At 63.3% G+C, this 18,525-nt stretch carries 14 protein-coding genes and 2 tRNA genes; 3 read left to right on the forward strand and 13 right to left on the reverse strand.

Annotated elements, in window-relative coordinates:
* Position 1: 1 nt before the first annotated feature.
* The 4 genes from IPM12_11500 to IPM12_11515 all read right to left on the reverse strand — a co-directional run bounded on the left by IPM12_11500 (position 2) and on the right by IPM12_11515 (position 2,856).
* Positions 2 to 1,069, reverse strand: coding sequence for a CoA transferase (locus IPM12_11500; GenBank protein MBK9148425.1), 1,068 nt, complete (start codon positions 1,067 to 1,069; stop codon positions 2 to 4).
* Between the two features lie 294 nt (positions 1,070 to 1,363).
* Positions 1,364 to 1,447: transfer RNA gene (locus IPM12_11505), tRNA-Leu, on the reverse strand.
* Between the two features lie 60 nt (positions 1,448 to 1,507).
* Positions 1,508 to 1,580: transfer RNA gene (locus tag IPM12_11510), tRNA-Lys, on the reverse strand.
* Between the two features lie 79 nt (positions 1,581 to 1,659).
* Positions 1,660 to 2,856: a hypothetical protein gene (locus tag IPM12_11515; GenBank protein MBK9148426.1), complete on the reverse strand. Its 1,197-nt coding sequence runs from the start codon at positions 2,854 to 2,856 to the stop codon at positions 1,660 to 1,662.
* 66 nt (positions 2,857 to 2,922) lie between these two features.
* Between IPM12_11515 and IPM12_11520 the strand changes: the two genes are divergently transcribed.
* Positions 2,923 to 3,444, forward strand: coding sequence for a shikimate kinase (locus IPM12_11520; GenBank protein ID MBK9148427.1), 522 nt, complete (start codon positions 2,923 to 2,925; stop codon positions 3,442 to 3,444).
* Here IPM12_11520 and IPM12_11525 read toward each other — a convergent pair.
* The 4 genes from IPM12_11525 to rlmD form a co-directional block, all read right to left on the reverse strand.
* The gene (locus IPM12_11525) at positions 3,432 to 3,932 is read right to left on the reverse strand and encodes a phosphoribosyltransferase (GenBank protein ID MBK9148428.1); all 501 of its coding nucleotides are present in this window, start codon (positions 3,930 to 3,932) and stop codon (positions 3,432 to 3,434) included. The two genes, IPM12_11520 and IPM12_11525, sit on opposite strands and share 13 nt — an antisense overlap.
* 81 nt (positions 3,933 to 4,013) lie before the next feature.
* Complete coding sequence (locus IPM12_11530; GenBank protein MBK9148429.1) at positions 4,014 to 4,418, reverse strand: DUF1801 domain-containing protein; 405 nt, start codon at positions 4,416 to 4,418, stop codon at positions 4,014 to 4,016.
* 57 nt (positions 4,419 to 4,475) lie between these two features.
* A complete protein-coding gene (locus tag IPM12_11535; protein MBK9148430.1) occupies positions 4,476 to 5,249 on the reverse strand; it encodes an SAM-dependent methyltransferase in 774 nt (257 codons plus the stop codon).
* 27 nt (positions 5,250 to 5,276) lie between these two features.
* Positions 5,277 to 6,707 (reverse strand): 23S rRNA (uracil(1939)-C(5))-methyltransferase RlmD, encoded by a 1,431-nt coding sequence (gene rlmD / locus IPM12_11540; GenBank protein MBK9148431.1) that lies wholly within the window; start codon positions 6,705 to 6,707, stop codon positions 5,277 to 5,279.
* A 93-nt stretch (positions 6,708 to 6,800) separates the two neighbouring features.
* Here rlmD and IPM12_11545 point away from each other — a divergent pair, with 93 nt between their 5' ends.
* Both IPM12_11545 and IPM12_11550 read left to right on the forward strand, forming a co-directional pair.
* Positions 6,801 to 7,382, forward strand: coding sequence for a peptide deformylase (locus tag IPM12_11545; GenBank protein MBK9148432.1), 582 nt, complete (start codon positions 6,801 to 6,803; stop codon positions 7,380 to 7,382).
* 26 nt (positions 7,383 to 7,408) lie between these two features.
* Positions 7,409 to 7,942, forward strand: coding sequence for a tetratricopeptide repeat protein (locus IPM12_11550; protein ID MBK9148433.1), 534 nt, complete (start codon positions 7,409 to 7,411; stop codon positions 7,940 to 7,942).
* Position 7,943: 1 nt separating this feature from the next.
* Here the strand turns inward: IPM12_11550 and IPM12_11555 are convergent, their stop codons facing one another.
* Genes IPM12_11555 through IPM12_11575 form a run of 5 tightly spaced genes read right to left on the reverse strand, consistent with a single transcriptional unit; the run spans position 7,944 to position 18,484 of the window.
* Positions 7,944 to 9,248, reverse strand: a complete 1,305-nt coding sequence (locus tag IPM12_11555) for a dihydroorotase (GenBank protein MBK9148434.1) — start codon at positions 9,246 to 9,248, stop codon at positions 7,944 to 7,946.
* Positions 9,245 to 11,275 carry a BatA domain-containing protein gene (locus IPM12_11560; protein ID MBK9148435.1) on the reverse strand — a complete coding sequence of 677 codons (2,031 nt, stop codon included), beginning with the start codon at positions 11,273 to 11,275 and terminating at the stop codon, positions 9,245 to 9,247. Before IPM12_11560 ends, IPM12_11555 begins: the two co-directional genes overlap by 4 nt.
* Before the next feature lie 31 nt (positions 11,276 to 11,306).
* Positions 11,307 to 13,532, reverse strand: a complete 2,226-nt coding sequence (locus IPM12_11565) for an OmpA family protein (protein MBK9148436.1) — start codon at positions 13,530 to 13,532, stop codon at positions 11,307 to 11,309.
* A 3-nt stretch (positions 13,533 to 13,535) separates the two neighbouring features.
* Positions 13,536 to 14,432, reverse strand: a complete 897-nt coding sequence (locus IPM12_11570; protein MBK9148437.1) for a type IX secretion system membrane protein PorP/SprF — start codon at positions 14,430 to 14,432, stop codon at positions 13,536 to 13,538.
* A gap of 26 nt (positions 14,433 to 14,458) precedes the next feature.
* Positions 14,459 to 18,484, reverse strand: coding sequence for a gliding motility-associated C-terminal domain-containing protein (locus IPM12_11575; protein MBK9148438.1), 4,026 nt, complete (start codon positions 18,482 to 18,484; stop codon positions 14,459 to 14,461).
* Positions 18,485 to 18,525 lie beyond the last annotated feature (41 nt).

Genomic DNA, 18,525 nt, shown 5'->3' on the forward strand with positions numbered 1-18,525 from the left:
TTCAGCCCTCGACGCGGAAGGCGTTGCCGCTCAGGCGCAGGGTGGGTTGGCCGTCGATCGCACTGGCCAGCGTCATGCGCCGCGCGGCCGGTGAGGCCAGCACCTCGTCGATGGAACGAACAGCCCCGCAGGGCACGCCGGCCGAAAGCAAACGGCCGAGCAGCGCGTCACGCATGTGGGAGGCGAAGACGGGCTCGAGCAGATCGGCGAGAGCCGTGCGATTCTGCACGCGCAAGGAACTAGAGCTGAATCGCGCATCGGTCGCCAGCGCTGGGGCGCCGATCACGGCGCAGAGCGCCATGAACTGCGCATCGCTGCCCACGGCCAGGATGATGCGGCCTTCATCCGCGCAGCGGAGCACTTCGCCGTACGGAGCGATATTGGGGTGCAGGGTGCCCAAGGGCCTGGCCACGGCGCCAGCCATCATGAAATTGCTCGCCTGATTGATGAGCCCGGCCAAGGCGGCCTCTTCGAGGGAGACATCCACGAATGCCCCTTTTCCGCTGCGCTCACGGCGCAGCAGCGCGATCAGGAGCCCCTCCTTGAGCTGATGCGCGGCCAGCAAATCGATGAGCGCGATGGGCATTTTCGCGAACTGGCCAGGTCCGCTGCCGGTCATGCTGATGTAACCGCACTCCGCCTGCAGCACCACATCGTATGCGGGGCGGTCCGGCTGTTCTGCAAAGCCCTTGATGTGGCCATGTATCAGGCGCGGATTCAAGGCGAGCAAGCGCTCGCGATCGAGGCCGAGCTTCACCGCGTCGTCGGCCATATGGTTGGTGATCAGGATATCCGCAACGCGCACAAGCGCATCGAACCGATCGCGGTCCGAGGCATCCTTCAGATCAAGGCGCATGTGCTCCTTGCCCCAATTCACGCTGCTGAAATAGGCGCTCAAGGGATTTCCGGCGGGCTCCACCGGCAGTTTCCAAGCGCGTGTGGCATCACCGTGAGGCGGCTCCACCTTCACCACGCGAGCGCCCAGCTCCGCGAAGAAAAATCCCACGGAAGGGCCTGCGAGCACAGTGGCCGCCTCGAGCACCAGAAGGTCCTTCAGCTGTCCTGCCATCGATTCGGGGCTTTGAGGATCAAGGTGGCACTTCAGAATTCTCGATGGCAGCTACGGGCTCGGCCGACCAAAGATGGGACGTGCATTCCGACCACGGCTGCCCGGTGATGTCTGGCGACACCTTCTTGGTGCCATGGCCCTCTCTCGCGGGCCGCTCACGACGAGCCCTTTCATCGTACTGCCCTTGATCCGCTTGGCACTGCCTGAATCAGCCTGCTCATTGCGGCGGCCATGCGCGATCCGTGGGAACATGAAAAAGCCCCGCCGCTGCGCGGCGAGGCTTTGATCATCAAGTGCCCAGGACTGGACTCGAACCAGCACACCCTTTCGGGCGCTACCACCTCAAAGTAGTGCGTCTACCAATTTCGCCACCTGGGCAGTCTCGAAAGAACATGAGGCTCATGAGCGTTGCTCTCCGCTCATTCACCCGAAATCCAGTGACTCGGCTGGGGCTCGAACCCAGGACCCCAACATTAAAAGTGTTGTGCTCTACCAACTGAGCTACCGAGTCCTCCGGCGCGCTTCCCCCGAAGGGTCCCTGCGCCAAGGGGCGGCAAATGTAGAGATCTCGGCCGCTGCTCCAAACGGGCTCATTTATCCTTCTTCTCGATCACCGGATGCCGCTCGAACGGCGCGCTCCGGTCGAAGAGGTAGCGGTAGGTGGCCAGCGTGCGGTAATTCACCGCATCGAGGTTCTGGCACACCTTGATCATGCGCGGGTTGAAGTCGCCGATCCAGGTGAGCACCGTGTCCCGGTAGAGCTTTTTCTCCACGATGGTCTTCTCGGCGAACACGATCAGCGCGCCTTCGAGACCCTTGCCCTGCCAGGGCTTGGCCACGCCGAATACGATGCCCGTCATGGTCTTCACCGTGCCGCGCCATTTGTGCCAGAGGAACTTCAGCTTGCCCAGCCAATTGAGGTTGCCGTTCACGTGCCGGAAGATCTCGTTCAGCTCTGGAAGGCTGATGTACATGGCCACGGGACGGTCCTTGTGCCGGATGAACATGAGCAGCCTCGGGTCCATCACCGGTTTCATGGCCTTCACGATCTTCAGGGCGGTTGCGTGTTCCATGGCCTTGTGGTTGTCGTGATCGACCCAGGCGTCGTTGTACACCGTGCAGAAATCCTCGGCGATCTGCTGCACGCTTCGCCCGGTGCACTCGTGGATGCGGAAATCCGGGTCATTCATCAGCTGGTTGTACTTCCGGTGGAAGATCGGTTGCGCGCCGACCTCCACCGAGCGCTTGAAGAAGAGCTGTTTGAAGTACTCCTGGAAGCCGTATGCCTCGAACAGGTCCTTGTAGTACTGCGGATTATAGTTGGTGAGGTAGATCGGCGGATCGGTGAAGTTCTCGGTGAGCAGGCCCCAGAACTGGTTGCGGTCGCCGAGGTTGATCGGGCCGTCCATGGCCTGCATGCCGAGGCTCTGGAGCCATTCCCTGGAGGCGTCGAGCAGCGTGCTGGCAGCAGGCTCATCGTTGATGCACTCGAAGAAGCCGATGCCGCCTGTGGGCTGCTTCTCGGTATAGGCCGTGCGCGGATTGATGAAAGCCGCGATGCGGCCGATGGCCCCGCTCTGGTCATCATAAAGCACCCAGCGCTTCGCGGTGGCGCGCTCTCCATTGTCCTTGTCGGGCTGGAAGACCTTGTTGCGCTCCGGGTCGAAGACCTTTTCGATGTCCTGCCTCAGGTGCGGGATCCAGTTCGGGTCGTGCTTGTAGATATGCCAGGGCAGGCGCATCCAGTCGCGCAGGGTCTTCGGGTCGTTCGCTTCAATGAGCTTCATGGGCGGCGAAGTTCTTTCTTTCGTGGCCGCGACGGCTGGTCCACCTCCCACGCCGCGCCTTTGAGCATGAACGGCCATGTGCAGCTGATCGGCATGATGTGCAGCGGCAAGAGCACCGTTGGTCGATTGCTGGCCGTGAGGCTCGGCCTGCCTTTCGTCGATCTCGATCGCGCGATCGAATCACGGATCGGCCCGCTGCTGCCATTCGTGCAGCGCGAAGGGGAGCAGGCCTTCCGCGACTTGGAATCATCGGTTCTGGAAGGGCTGCTGCTTGGTGAGGATGCCGTGATCGCCATGGGCGGCGGAACGTCCACTGTTGCAGCGAACATGCAACGCATGCTCAGCGCCGGTACGGTGGTCTGGCTCGATGCGCCCTTGGCAGCGCTGATGCCGCGGATCGAGCGCGCCGGGGGCGACCGGCCCTTGCTCTTCGGGCTGAAAGGCGATGCCCTTCGTGCCCGTGTCGCCAGCCTGATGCAGGAGCGCGCACCGGACTACGCGCGCGGTCATTTGCGCGTGGATGCGGGAAGGACGCCCGAGGAGGTGGCCGGGAGCATCGTTGCCGCGCTTGCTGATCAGCGCAGGTGAACCCCGTCCTGCTTGCCGAATTCCACGCTGATGTGCTCCTGCAAGGTGGTGCTCAAGGTGAGCCCGACGATATCGGCGCGTATCGGGAAGAGCCGGTGCCGCCGGTCAACGAGCACCACGGTGGTCAATCGCTTGGGCGCGGCCTGCACCAGGTAGCCTGCCGCGTGAATGAGCGTGCGGCCGCTCATGAGCACATCATCCACCAGCACCACCACGCGGTTCTTCAATTCCTTGGGCTCGATGCTGAGCCGCACAGGGCGCTCGATGGGTCTTTCCTTATCCAGCGTGAGCTCCGCCAGCACCACGTTCTGTTCAGTGATCTCCTTGAGCAACGCTGCCAAACGCTGCGAGAGGATTATGCCTCTCGGGGCGATGCCCACCAGCACGATGCTCTTCTCGGGATGATGCTCTTCGTGCAACTGATGGGCGATTCGCCTCAGTTTGCGTTGCACCTGCTCATGGGTGAGCACCAGTGTGCGATTGCTCATGGGGCCAAGGTAAAGGGGGCGCGGCGCTGGGGGCCTGCCGAGCGCCTTGGCCGCGCGCCGACCCGGTGATCCAGGATGCTTTCAGGCAGCGGGCAGCTTCCGTTTCGCGGTCGGCCGCACGGATAGCCGGCTGAGGTGGATCTGGCTGCCGACGTACTTGATCACGCGGTCGAGCAGGTCAGTGGCCTCCGGCGTCAGGGATCGGAAACGGATGCAGGCCTGTCCGCAATCGTGCTGCATCATCTCATGCTTGAAGGGGGCCAGGAGATCAGCGGCGATCACATGCAGCACATCCCCGTTCTTCTGGCTGGCGATCGCGAAGGCGGGCTTGCCTTGTATCCGATAAGTGGGCATGCGGTGGGAGAAGTCCTCCACGGCATCGGGCCAAAGGTGCCGGATGTGGCTGCGGAGCGCACCCAGTTGCTCACGGCGATCGGCGGGCAGTGCCTCGAAATATTCCTGCACTTCGGTCGGTGCGCTTTTCACGGGCATGTGGATGTGCGGGTGAAGGTCGGCAAAGGATCCGGAATGCGGTCACGGGCCTCAGTCCATCCTCACCACCGAGTCAGCGCGCAGCTCACGGCCATCTGACAGGATGATCCTATCGGCGCCATCGCGCGCAACGAGATCAGCGATGATGCCCTCCGTGGATCGGCCATCGCTCAGCAGCAGGCGAACAGGTTTCCGCTGTACGGCGGCTTCCTCGAAGCGATCGAGCAAGGCGCATCCCACCGGCGATGGCTTCACCGCTTTCAGCCAGAGCTCCCGGCCGGCGCGTGGAGCAATCGAGTTGCGACAGGCCTCCATGCTAACGCCGGGGAACCAGCGCCTGAACAGCGGCAAGTAATCGTCGCGGAACCCGCCGAAGGGGGGCTTGTCCGCGTTGAGCGCATCGTTGAAGAGCACGCCTGCCAGCTTCCCGCCCGGCGCGAGCAGGCAGTGCATGTGCGCCACGTAGCGCTCACGCAGGGCCGGGTCGATGGCGCAGAAGAAGGTCTGCTCCAGGATCAGGTCGTACTTGCCGGCATGCGTGAAGAAGTCCCCGACGATGAAGCATTCACGCGGGAAACCGGGGCATCGTGCGAGCAAGTCGTTCAGCGGCGCTTCGGTGAGGTCGATGATGAACACGTTCCGGAAGCCGAGCCGATGCGCATATTCAGCTTCCCATGCGCGGCCGCCGCCGGGAATGAGGACCCGGGTCGACCTGTCGGTGAGCTGGTCCAGGTATTCCTTCAAAGGGGTCGAGGGCGCACCGAGGTCCCAGGCAGTGTCGCCTGCAGCGTAGCGCTGGTTCCAGAAGTCGTGGTCGAGTTTCATGAAGGACCAGGATTCAGCTGCGAAGGCTCATCGCCTCACCAGCCGCACCACGTTCTCCACGTGGTAGGTGTGCGGGAACATGTCCACAGGCTGCACGAAATCGATGCGGTAGTGGTGGTTGAGGATCGCCAGGTCGCGCGCTTGCGTGGCCGGGTTGCAGCTCACGTAAACGATGCGCTGCGGGTCAAGCTCTAGCAAATGGCGCGTCACGGGCTCGTCCATGCCGGCGCGCGGTGGATCCGTGACCACCACATCGGGCTTGCCGTGCAACCGGATGAACTCGGCGTTCAGCGTCTTCTTCATGTCGCCGGCCGTGAAGCTCACATTGGTGATGCCGTTGAGCTCGGCGTTCATGCGGGCATCCGCCACGCTTTCCGGAACCAGTTCGGCCCCCGTGATTTGGCGTGCTGCGCCAGCCAGGTACAAGGTGATGCTGCCAGCCCCGCAATAGAGGTCATAGACGTTCTCCGTGCCGGTCAATCCGGCGAGCTCGCGCACCAGCTTGTACATGGCGATGGTCTGCTGCGGATTGGTCTGGAAGAAGGTCTTTGGGCCGATGCGGAACCGCAGGGGCTTCCCGCCCGGGCCATCGGGCAGCTCCTCCACGATGTGATCGCGGCCGTGCCAGCGCTGGATGTCGAGGTCGTAGATGGTGTCGTTCCGTTTCGGATTGATGGTGTAGAGCACGGATGCGAGCTGAGGGAAGCGCTCCGTGAGCGCGGAGAGCAGCCGTTCGCGCGGCTGCGGATCCTCGTGCCCGAGGGAGAGCAGCACCATGCACTCGCCCGTGGTGGCGGTGCGTATGAGCAGGTTGCGCAGGAAGCCCTGATGAGCGCGTACATCGTAGTGCGAGAGGCCATGCTCGCGCGCATGCTGGCGCACGAAGCCACGGATGGCATCGCTGGGCGCGGGCTGCAGGTGGCATGCACCGATGTCGAGCACGCGGTCGAAGCGCTGCGGGATGTGGAAGCCGAGCGCATTGCGATCGGTGAGCTGGCCGGTTGATCCGATTTCCTCCTTGGTGAGCCACCGGTTGTTGCTGAAGGTGAACTCGAGCTTGTTCCGGTAGTGCGTAAGCCGCGCGGATGGCATGATGGGCGTGATCGCCGGCATTTGCAATCCGCCGATGCGCTCCAGGTTATCGACCACCTGCTGCTGCTTGTATTCCAGTTGCTTCGGATAGGAGAGGTCCTGCCACTTGCAGCCTCCGCAGGTGCCGAAGTGCGCGCAGAAAGGGCTCACCCGATCTGGCGACGGCGCCACGATACGCTGCGCGACGGCCTCCGCGTAATTCTTCTTCTTCAGCGTCACGCGCAGGTCCGCCACATCGCCGGGCACAGCGCCGTTCACGAAGACCACGAGGCCATCGACCTTCGCCAGCGCCTTCCCGTTGGCGCCTGCGCCGGTGATCGGCACGGCCTCCCATACGATGGTCTCCTTCGGTTTGCGGTTCCGCATGGCTTCCGTTGATGGCGCGCAAAGATGGATCACCGCCATTGGGCCGCGCTTCGCGATTGGGGCAGCCCTTCCAGCAGGCTATTTTCGCCGCCCATGATCCTGCCCATCCGCGCTTACGGCGATCCAGTCCTGAAGAAGGTCGCCCGGGATATCGAGCCGGGGCACCCCGGGCTTGAACAGCTCATCGCCGACATGTTCGAGACCATGTACGCCGCCAATGGCGTGGGCCTCGCTGCGCCGCAGGTCGGGCAGGGCATCCGCCTCTTCATCGTCGATGCCTCGCCCTTCGCCACCGATGAGGATGGCAAGCCAACGGAGGATGCGCACTTGAAGGACTTCAAGAAGGTCTTCATCAATCCGTACATCGTTGAGGAGGAAGGGGAGGAGTGGCCCTTTGAGGAGGGTTGCCTGAGCATCCCCGGGATCCGTGAGAACGTGCAGCGCCAGCCGCGCATCGTGCTGCAGTACCAGGATGAGCGGTTCCAGGAGCACGAGGAATCGTTCGATGGCTTCGCCGCGCGGGTGATCCAGCACGAGCACGACCACCTCGATGGCATCCTCTTCATCGATCACCTGCCCGCGCTGCGCAGGCGATTGCTACAAGGCAAATTGCGCGACCTCTCCCGTGGCAAGGCCGATGTGAGCTACAAACTCCGATTCACCCCAGCGAAATGAACTGCCTCAATCGCCATCTTCTCTTGATGCTGCCCATCGCGCTGCTGAGCGCATGCGGCAACAGCGACACCACCGCCGACGCCAAGATGATCGAGGCCCGCGAGCGGATCCGGGCCAAGGAGGATTCGCTCTTCGAGCACCGCGCATTCGATCAGCGCACGGCCCTGGCCATGGTTGATGTGTACAAGGCATATGCAGCCGCCTACCCGTTGGACAGCATGGCGCCCGAGTACCTCTTCCGCGCGGCAGGCATGCACAAGAGCAACCATCAGCCCGATCAGGCGATGATGCTGTACGACCGCATCGCGCACAATTACCAGAGCTGGAGGCGCCGGGTGGATGTGCTCTACATGAAGGCGCTGACGCTCGATGATGACCTGGACCAGGACGGTGAGGCCAAACGGATCTACGAGCAGGTGATCAATGAGTATCCCGATCATCCTTTCGCGCGCGATGCGCGGGCCATGATCGAGAACCTTGGCCTCACCAATGAGGAGCTCATCGCCAAGTTCAAGGCCATGAATGATACGGCCAAGGGCGATGAAGAAGCCGGCCGATGATTCAGGCTCCTACCAATGCTGAATAACCTGGGGCGAGCATCAAGCGGCCCTGGCTCACTATGCCGAGCGGCCTTCCGGTGAAACGCGTCCCGATGAACGGCGTGTTCCTGCTGCGGCTCACCAGATCCGATTCGCTGAATTTCCATTCCACGCCCGGGTGGAACAAGGTCATGCACGCCGGGCCGGCATCGGCGATGTGAGCCGTCGGGAGGCCCAGCACCGCACGCGGTCCGGTCGTGAAGCGCTCGATGAGCCGGCGCAGCGGCACGCTTCCCTTCAGTGCCGTGTTCGCCGCTGCGAAGGCCGTTTCGAGGCCGACCGCGCCGAAGGCGGCCCTGCCCAGCTCAACGCGCTTATGCTCGGGATCCTCCGGCCGATGATCGCTCACGATCGCGTCGATGGTGCCGTCCTTCAGCCCGAGCCGGAGCGCTTGAATGTGCGACTCGTCGCGCAGCGGCGGCATTACCTTGAAGCTGCTGTCATAGCCGCTCAAGCAACGGTCATCGAGCAGCAGATGATGCGCGGCCACCGAAGCGGTCACCTGGGACTTCCGTGCCTTGGCTTGCCGCACGAGTTCCACCGCCTGCGCCGTGCTGATGGTCGCAGCATGCAGCCGCCCTCCGGCGTACTCCGCTAATGCAATGTCACGTGCCAACTGAATGGCTTCGGCTTCGGCCGGGATCGCGCGCAGGCCCAAGCTGGTGCTCATCAGTCCTTCGTGCATCAACCCGTTCGCAAGAAGGCCCCGATCCTGCGCGAATGTCATGATCGGCGGTGGGTCACCGGGCAAGCCAGCGCTGTAGCGCAGGGCCAAGGCCATCAGCCTGCTGTTCATGATCGGGTGCTGATCATCGCTGAAGGCCACGGCACCGGCTGCCCGCATATCGGCCATTTCGGCCAGCTGCTTCCCTTCACAGGCCTGGGTGATGGCGCCCAAGGGCATCAGGCGCACAGGGTGTCCTTCGGCCTTGCGGAGCAGGTATCCGATGCCCGCGCGCCCATCAATCGCCGGTTGCGTCGAGGGCAGCACGCAGGCATGCGTGAAACCGCCTGCAGCCGCCGCGTCGAGCCCATTGGCGATCCCGCATTTCCATTCCTCGCCGGGATCGCGGAAATGCACGCGCAGGTCAATCCATCCGGGGCTCACGTGCAAACCTTCGACCCTGATCTCCCGGGCACCGCCTTTCTGCAGGCGCTGGCCGGTGCGGGCGATGAGGCCGTCGCGGACCAGGATATCCAGCTCTTCTCCATTGTGCGGGCCTCCAGGGTCCACCACGAGCGCGCGCCTGATGATCAAATCGCTCATCGTTTCGCCCTGAGCAGGATGGTTTCAGCGGTGAGCATCAGCAAAGCGATGGCGATGAACCAGAGCCAAAGCTTGCGGGCTTGGCCAAGCTCGGCCAAACGTAGCGAAAGATCATCGGCCTCGTCGAGTACGGAGAAGGTCCGGAGTCTGTGCTGCGCAATGGCCGAACGAAGCTCCTCGACCGAATAGGAGCCGGGGGCGCTCTCCGTGCGCGCGCGGTTCATGGCGAAGGCCTCGAGGGTATCGCCTTCGGCAGCCACCAGAGCGTAATGCCCGGTCGGCAATGCGCTATCGTGCAGGATGAGCGCAGTTCCCGCCATCGAGCGGCGCAGTTCCGGGATGGACTCCACGCCGTTCGGTCCCATGAGTCGAGGTGGCTTCTCACCGGTCAAGGCCAACCCGTTCACGGATAGGCTGACCTCCTCGCCGATAACGGCATAGGGTGGGGGTGATGGCCTTGATAGCTCAGCCATGCGCAACAAGGTGGTGGCGAACAGCGCATGGCGCATGAGACTGCCGCTCCGTTCGCTCAAGGGCGCCGCGAACAGGTACACCGCGCCGAGGCCAGCAGGGATCCGCGTGAGGTAGGGCAGGCCATCGGTGGTGCGCAGCAGCACATCACTGCCGGCCGGTGGGCGCAGGGCCCATCGCTCGTGCTCCGTCGGTAGATCAACGTTGCGCGGCATGCTGAGGAACATGTCGCGGAAGAAGGGGTTGTCAAGGTCGATACGCTCAACTCGGGCCAGCCCCGTGTCGAGCCGGGAAGCGGTTGCACCGAAGGCGGCCAGCAGCGGCGCATATCCGCTGGGATCCCCGTCGCTGGGCGGGAACACGGCCACGCTGCCGCCGCTGCGGGCGAAACCCTCGAGTGCTTGCGCGGTGCCGCTTGCGATGCTGGGCAGCGCTATCAGCAAGGCCAGGTCGAGGCCCTCGAGGCCGGCCAGGTCGAATGCCCGATGATCGGACACGGTGACCGCATGCGCGCTATCGGTACCTAACGCCGCCGCAACCGCGCGATCCGCCTGGGCATCCCCACCGGAAAGGAGTGCGATCCGGATTCGGTCGATGGTGCGATAAGCGAGGTACAGCCGGTCATCGAAGGTCACGGGCTGGTCGGCGATCGCAACTTCGGCCCGATGCAGGCCGGCTGCGTCGTTCCGGAAGCGCAGCACGGTGTCCACGGAGGCGCCGGCGGCGGCATCGAGCGCCAGGAGGCCGCGTTGCTCGCCATCGATGTCCAATCTCATCGCCACATTGCTGCGTTCCGCAGCGCCGTGATTGGTGATCCTCACATGCAGTTCCTCCTGTTGGCCGTATCGCCTGATCGGTGTGCCGAACCACGCGGAGTCAAGGCTGACATTCGCGGCTTCGATCGAAGGAGTCGGGATGATCACCGTGTGCGCAGTGCTATCATCTCGCCAATTCTCCGGGTCGGTGATGGAGCGCTGCAGGTCGGTGAAGGCAAAGGCGCGCTTATCGGTGGCATTCGATGTCGCGAGTGCTTCACGTTGCCTGGCGATAACCTTGGAGAGCGGCCGCGACCATGGGCCTGCATCGGCTTGTGCAGCGGCTAATAGCGCTTCATCCCGGCTGATGAGATTCTGTTGGCGGGCCTCGAAGCGGCCAGTGAGCACTTGGAACCGATCGGTGGCGCCATGGCTCATCACCAGGTCCTGGGCGGCCTTACGCGCTTGATCCAGCAGCCGGCCATTGGCGTTCTGCCCGTCCATGCTGAAGCTGTCATCGATGTACATCGAGACAGCCCTGTCTCCGGCCACGGCCCCGCTGCCGGGGATGTGCGGTTGCGCGAATGCGATCACAAGGGCGGCCAGGGCGATGCACCGGGCCAGCAGGACCAGCCAATGCTGCACTTTGCGCCGTGCCCGGGTCTGCTTTGTGACTTCTGCCAGCAACCGCACATCCGGGAAGTCGATCCGCTTGAATCGGCGAAGCTGGAAAAGATGGATGAGGACCGGGATGAGCAAGGCGAGCAGCGCCCACAGGAATCCCGGATGAACGAACGACATGGGCGGCGAATGTACCGCGCCACTTCCGCGATCAGTGCTTGCGTGGTGCCCTTCGGCTGGCGCCGCTCAGCGCTTCACCCGGGTCATGCGCGGATCCGGCTACGGTCATCCGGAACTCAACCCGGCGGTTGCGGGCACGGCCCTCCTCGGACTTATTGCTCATGATCGGCTGGTTCTTTCCATGCCCAACCGGGACCAAGCGCGCCGGTGCAACGCCCGCATCAACCAAGAAGTCCATCACGGACAACGCCCTGCTCTGCGAGAGTTCGAGGTTGTAACGGTGCCCGCCGATGTCATCGGTATGCGCTTCGATCACCAAGTGCAGCTCCGGGTGCTGGCGCATCAGGCCGAGAATCTGTTCCAGCACCTCAAGCGACTCATCCTCGATGGCCGCGCTCTTGTAGGCGAAGTGGATCGCATTGGTGCGCAGCTTCCGATGATTGAGTTCCTCGAGTTTGGCGAGATCGAGCAAGCTCAGGTCGATGAGCTTCTCCTCCCGCAGCGCGAATACCTCCGCATCAAGGAACTGGAGCTCCTTCACCTTCTTGAACACCTGATAGAGATCCTCGGCGCTCTTGGTCTCGCCGACGGAGTAGGTGTATAGGCCGGCCACCGGGTCGAAGCGCTCCACCACACGATAGAACTTCTTGATCTGCGTGAAGCGGGCATCATCCAGGTCGATCCGCTCCTTGCTGCTGAATAATTGCACGCTGAACACGGCATCGGTGAGCGACTCGCCGCTCAGGCTGACATCATCGAAGGGCAGCTCCTGGTACTCGAAGGTGTGGGTCTTGCCGAAGGCGTCCTGGTACTCGGCCACAACGGCAAGGTCCTCGTGGTCCTTGAAACGGTCGAGGACCACCACGCTGCGGCTGTTGCAGCGATTGTTGATCGTGCCATCCGCCTCCGGCTCCCCGATGACATCCAGCCGGATCTGGTAGGTGCCCGGTTGCTTGAATGCATGGATCACGCGGAGGCCCTCCGCGTATGAGCCATCGCCAAGGTCCCAATGGTACTCTGCGGGCCGGATGCCCGGCAGGTAGCTCAGCGCGCCGTTCAACTCCACGCGCCGGCCCGTGCGGACCGTGTCCTGCACAGCGGCCCAGGCTTGCTGCATATCCGCGACCTCCAGAGCCTGCTCGCCCAATTCATGGAACACAGTGCCGGTCTTCCTGTCAACCAGGATCGAACGGACCACGTATCGCCCAGGCTTGCTGTAGCAGTGCTGCGCTAGATAGCCTTTGATGCGGGTGCCGTCGCCCATGTCCCAGAAATGGTCAACGGGGATGGATGAGGTGGCGGCGTGAGGGCGTTTGCGCAGGGTGTAGCAATAGTTGTTGCGCTTCTGCTCGGAGCAATCGCGGAATTTCGGGACCGTGCGTTTCACGTGGTAGATCGCATCCGCGCCACTGCGGTCGGAACTGATCATTGCCTGGTATGCATCTGGCAGCAGATGGTAGCCGTGCTCGTTGCGTTCGCTATTGACCGGCGTCGGCATGGACTGAGGCGCGTCCCAGCCCGCACCCTTGGGCTGTGCGGCGTAGATGTCCAGGCCGCCCAGGCCGCCGAGCCTGTTGCTGGAGAAATGAAGCGTTCCATCGGCTTGGAGCCTTGGATAGACCTCATCCATCTGCGTGTTCAGCTCAGGTCCGAGGTTCTGTGGTGCGCTCCAGCCTAGTGCGGTTCGTTCGCAACGATATAGATCCATGCCGCCATAGCCGCCCGGCCGGTCGCTGGCGAACACGAGGGTCCGGCCATCTGCGGAGAAGGCCGGGTGCATGTTGGACGACTTAGGCTCATTGAATGGGAAGGGCTCCGGCATCGTCCACGCCTCGTTCTCTAGATGCGAGAAGAACAGGCCCAGCTGGCCGTTCGCCGCGCGCATGTTCGAGAGCTTCTTCGGGAGCACCTGATTGCGGGTGAAGCAGATGGTTCGCCCGGCATCCGTGAAGCTGGCGGGGCCTTCATTCACCGGTGTGCTCAGATTCTGGCTGAAGAGCACGGGAGCGCCGGCCTTGCCCGATTCGAGCGGCACGTAGTACAGGTCGCTCAAGGGCTTGCCGGACTCGGCATCCACGAAGCCCACGAACGCCGCGTTGTCACGGACGCTGCACATCACGAAACCGCTATCGAGGATCACGGGTGCATAATCCTCACCTGCCGGGCTGATGGCCAGCGGGCTCACCTCGTAGATGAGCTGCCCGCTCAGCGGCAGGCCGGCGCTGAGGGCGAAGAGGAGTGGAAGAGCGCTCTTCATGGGTCAGAAGTACCGCGGGTCCCTTACCCGGATGCGGTAGCCGAATTCGTATTGCACCAAGAGCTCATGCGAGCCGTGGTGATGCGGGTTGATCCTGGAGAAGCCGGCGTCGTATGAATAGCCAATCCGCCATTGCGGTGTGGGCAGCACCTCCACCATGCCGATGATGGCATCGCCGGTGCGAACCGATGCGCCAAGCCACAATTTGTCCTTGTAGATGAGATTGCCGCTCACATCGCCCTGCAGGCCACTGGCAAGCCGGTAACGGAGAAGCGAAGTGGGCTTCAGCTTGAATTCATCGTTCAAGGTGAACACGTAGCCGCCGGTGACCATGGGCTCCAGGTCCACGCGCTCATCAGACAGCCGGTAGGTCCTGTTCAGCACGTCGTAGCGGTGCGCAAGGAGGAAGGGCACCGATGCGCCCACGTACCCTGTCTTGGTCTGATACAGGACACCGGCGCTGAAATTCGGTCGGGCCGCTCCTCTCGAATCGCCCGCGAAGCTCGGATCGTTGCCATCGACGATGGCCACTTGCGTCCATTGGGCGCGATAAAGGCTGAGGCCGGCTCCGATCCCGAAGGCGAGCTTGGCCTTCTTAGGCATCTTGATCCGGTAGGCATAGTTGGCCAGCAGGCCGGTCTCGTTGCTCACGCCGATGCGATCGTTGAAGACCATCAGCCCCAAGCCGACCTTGCTCCTGCGCACAGGTGCATGCACGGCGATGTTCTGGGTGATGGGCGCTCCATCGAAACCGACCCATTGCTGCCGGTGCGTGAGCGTGGCGCTAAGAACGTCGCGGCTTCCGGCATAAGCCGGATTGATGGCCAGGCCATTGAACAGGTATTGGCTCGTGAGTGGCGTGTGCTGGGACATGCAATCGACCGCGAGGGCCGCTGCCACGGAAGCAAGAAAGGGCAGTTGGAACCTCACCGTTTGATGATGACGGGGCCGTTGTACGTGCGTTGGCCACTTAGGTTAAGGACGTAGAAATAGGTGTCATCCGGCAGGGATTGGCCATTGCGCGAGCGGCCATCCCACTCGTTCGCATAGGCGTCGGCCTCAAAGACCAGTTTGCCCCAACGGTTGAAGACTTGCAATGCACTGTTCGGATAGGCTTCGATGCCCCGGATCTCCCATCGGTCATTCGAGCCGTCACCGTTCGGGCTGTAGCCTTCCGGGATGAAGAGGTCATCGACATGCAGCAGCACGGTGTCGCTGACTGACGCACATTGATTGATGCTGGCTGTGAGCACGATGAGGTTATCACCCAAGCCGAGCCCGGCGATGGCGGTTGAACTGTCATTGGGCTCCTCGATGCTGCCAGATCCGCTCAGCACCCACCAGCTGAGGTTGGCGCCTGCGGTAGCGCTGCCCAAGAGCCAAGTGTGATCAACTACGGCCAGGTACTGATCCTCGCCCGCATCAACGCTGAGGCCAGGCGCCGGATCAATGAAGCTGACAAGTGCGGTATCCGATGCGCTGCAAGCCCCGTTGGTCACGGTCCAGACCAAGGCATAGGTCCCGTATAGGGCTGCACCGATCTCAATGGCGGGCGTGTTCAGGCCAGTGTATGGGGTGATTCCCGCTGGAAGCGACCAGCTGCCGTTCGCGCTTACGGCCGACATCGAGGCGCGGAGCCCGCAAGCACTCACATCCGGCCCGGCATTGGCCACTGGCGGTTCGAGTACCATGATGGATTGGGCCGATTCCGAGGTGCATGAACCGATTGATACCGAATACGTGACCTGAACCGCGCCTGACAGGCCACTTGGATCGAATACGCCATTGCTCACGCCGGTGCCGAGCCATGATCCACCAGGCGTGCCGGTGACCAGTGCGTTGAGGTCGAGTGTGGCGCCGGTGCTGCAGAGTGCTGCTGGGAGTGACCAGCTCGCATCAGCGTCGGCAGCGATGGTGATGGATTGGCTCTCTGCTGCAGGGCAGTTGCCACCTATGGCATAGGAGATCTGATAGGTGCCCGGTGCACTGTTGCCGATATTGATGGTCCCGCTCGACGCGTCAATCACCAAACCGGACGGGAATGCAGTGAACCCTCCGCTTGGCTGTGCGACCCACGGGGTTGCGGAGGGGTCGCCATGGCAGTAGGAGCTTTGCGCGTAGGCGAAGGAGGCGTCGCCCGCTGCGTTGAAGGTGATGGACACCGTGTCGATACCGATGCAAGAGCCGACGGTCACGGTCCAATACAGGTCGTAGCTGCCTGGCTGAGCGGCCACGACAACCGTTTGCGCCGCCGATGAATCCAAGAACGTGACATTCGCAGGCCCTGTCCATATACCAAGGCCAGTCGCTTGCATGGTGGCGGTGAGCCCGCAGATTGTTTGATCGGGGCCAGCTTCGCTAACGCAATCGATCAGCTGTCCAGCGCAGGAGCAATCAGCTCCAAACACATCGTTGCCTGTGGTGGGATCGCCGTCATCGCAAGGCGTGCCGGGCAGCGCCGATCCGCCGGGGACGTTGGTGCAATCGATCAGCACACCGACGCAGTTGCAGTTGAGGTCGTAGGCATCGTTGCCGGTGGTGGGATCGCCGTCATCGCAGGGCGTTCCGGGCAGCGCTGCGCCTCCGGGGACGTTGGTGCAATCGATCAGCTGTCCAGCGCAGGAGCAATCCGCGCCATACACGTCGTTGCCGGTGGTGGGATCGCCGTCATCGCAGGGCGTTCCGGGAAGCGCTGCGCCTCCGGGGACGTTGGTGCAATCGATCAGCTGTCCTGCGCAAGAGCAATCCGCGCCATACACGTCGTTGCCGGTGGTGGGATCGCCGTCATCGCAGGGCGTTCCGGGAAGCGCTGCGCCTCCGGGGACGTTGGTGCAATCGATCAGCTGTCCTGCGCAGGTGCAATCCGCGCCGTACACGTCGTTGCCCGTGGTGGGATCGCCGTCATCGCAGGGCGTTCCGGGCAGTGCCGATCCGCCGGGGACGTTGGCGCAATCGATCAGCTGTCCAGCGCAGGAGCAATCCGCGCCGTACACATCGTTGCCGGTGGCGGGATCGCCGTCATCGCAGGGCGTTCCGGGAAGCGCTGCGCCTCCGGGGACGTTGGTGCAATCGATCAGCTGTCCAGCGCAGGAGCAATCAGCTCCAAACACATCGTTGCCTGTGGCGGGATCGCCGTCATCGCAAGGCGTGCCGGGCAGTGCCGATCCGCCGGGGACGTTGGTGCAATCGATCAGCACACCGACGCAGTTGCAGTTGAGGTCGTAGGCGTCGTTGCCCGTGGTGGGGTCGCCGTCGTCACAGGGTGTTCCAGGCAGTGCCGATCCGCCGGGGACGTTGGCGCAATCGATCAGCTGTCCAGTGCAGGAGCAATCAGCTCCAAACACATCGTTGCCTGTGGTGGGATCGCCGTCATCGCAAGGCGTGCCGGGCAGTGCCGATCCGCCGGGCACGTTCTCACAATCGAACAGCAGGCCGACGCAGTTGCAGTTGAGGTCGTAGGCATCGTTGCCCGTGGTGGGATCGCCGTCATCGCAGGGCGTTCCGGGCAGTGCCGATCCGCCGGGGACGTTGGCGCAATCGATCAGCTGTCCAGCGCAGGAGCAATCCGCGCCGTACACATCGTTGCCGGTGGCGGGATCGCCGTCATCGCAGGGCGTTCCGGGAAGCGCTGCGCCTCCGGGGACGTTGGTGCAATCGATCAGCTGTCCAGCGCAGGAGCAATCAGCTCCAAACACATCGTTGCCTGTGGCGGGATCGCCGTCATCGCAAGGCGTGCCGGGCAGTGCCGATCCGCCGGGGACGTTGGTGCAATCGATCAGCTGTCCTGCGCAAGAGCAATCCGCGCCGTACACATCGTTGCCGGTGGTGGGATCGCCGTCATCGCAAGGCGTGCCGGGCAGTGCCGATCCGCCGGGGACGTTGGTGCAATCGATCAGCTGTCCTGCGCAAGAGCAATCCGCGCCGTACACATCGTTGCCGGTGGTGGGATCGCTGTCATCGCAAGGCGTACCGGGCAGTGCCGATCCGCCGGGCACGTTCTCACAATCGAACAGCAGGCCGACGCAGTTGCAGTTGAGGTCGTAGGCATCGTTGCCCGTGGTGGGATCGCCGTCATCGCAGGGCGTTCCGGGAAGCGCTGCGCCTCCGGGGACGTTGGTGCAATCGATCAGCTGTCCTGCGCAAGAGCAATCCGCGCCATACACGTCGTTGCCGGTGGTGGGATCGCCGTCATCGCAGGGCGTTCCGGGCAGCGCCGAGCCGCCGGGGACGTTGGTGCAATCGATCAGCTGTCCAGCGCAGGAGCAATCCGCGCCGTACACATCGTTGCCGGTGGTGGGATCGCTGTCATCGCAGGGCGTTCCGGGCAGTGCCGATCCGCCGGGGACGTTGGTGCAATCGATCAGCTGTCCTGCGCAGGTGCAATCCGCGCCGTACACATCGTTGCCGGTGGCGGGATCGCCGTCATCGCAGGGCGTTCCGGGAAGCGCTGCGCCTCCGGGGACGTTGGTGCAATCGATCAGCTGTCCAGCGCAGGAGCAATCAGCTCCAAACACATCGTTGCCTGTGGTGGGATCGCCGTCATCGCAAGGCGTGCCGGGCAGTGCCGATCCGCCGGGGACGTTGGCGCAATCGATCAGCACACCGACGCAGTTGCAGTTGAGGTCGTAGGCATCGTTGCCCGTGGCGGGATCGCCGTCATCACAGGGCGTTCCGGGCAGCGCCGATCCGCCGGGGACGTTGGTGCAATCGATCAGCACACCGACGCAGTTGCAGTTGAGGTCGTAGGCATCGTTGCCGGTGGTGGGATCGCCGTCATCGCAGGGCGTTCCGGGCAGCGCTGCGCCTCCGGGGACGTTGGTGCAATCGATCAGCTGTCCAGCGCAGGAGCAATCAGCTCCAAACACATCGTTGCCTGTGGTGGGATCGCCGTCATCGCAAGGCGTGCCGGGCAGTGCCGATCCGCCGGGGACGTTGGCGCAATCGATCAGCACACCGACGCAGTTGCAGTTGAGGTCGTAGGCATCGTTGCCCG

It is taken from the genome of Flavobacteriales bacterium (assembly GCA_016716605.1).
Classification (GTDB): Bacteria; Bacteroidota; Bacteroidia; order Flavobacteriales_F; family PHOS-HE28; genus PHOS-HE28.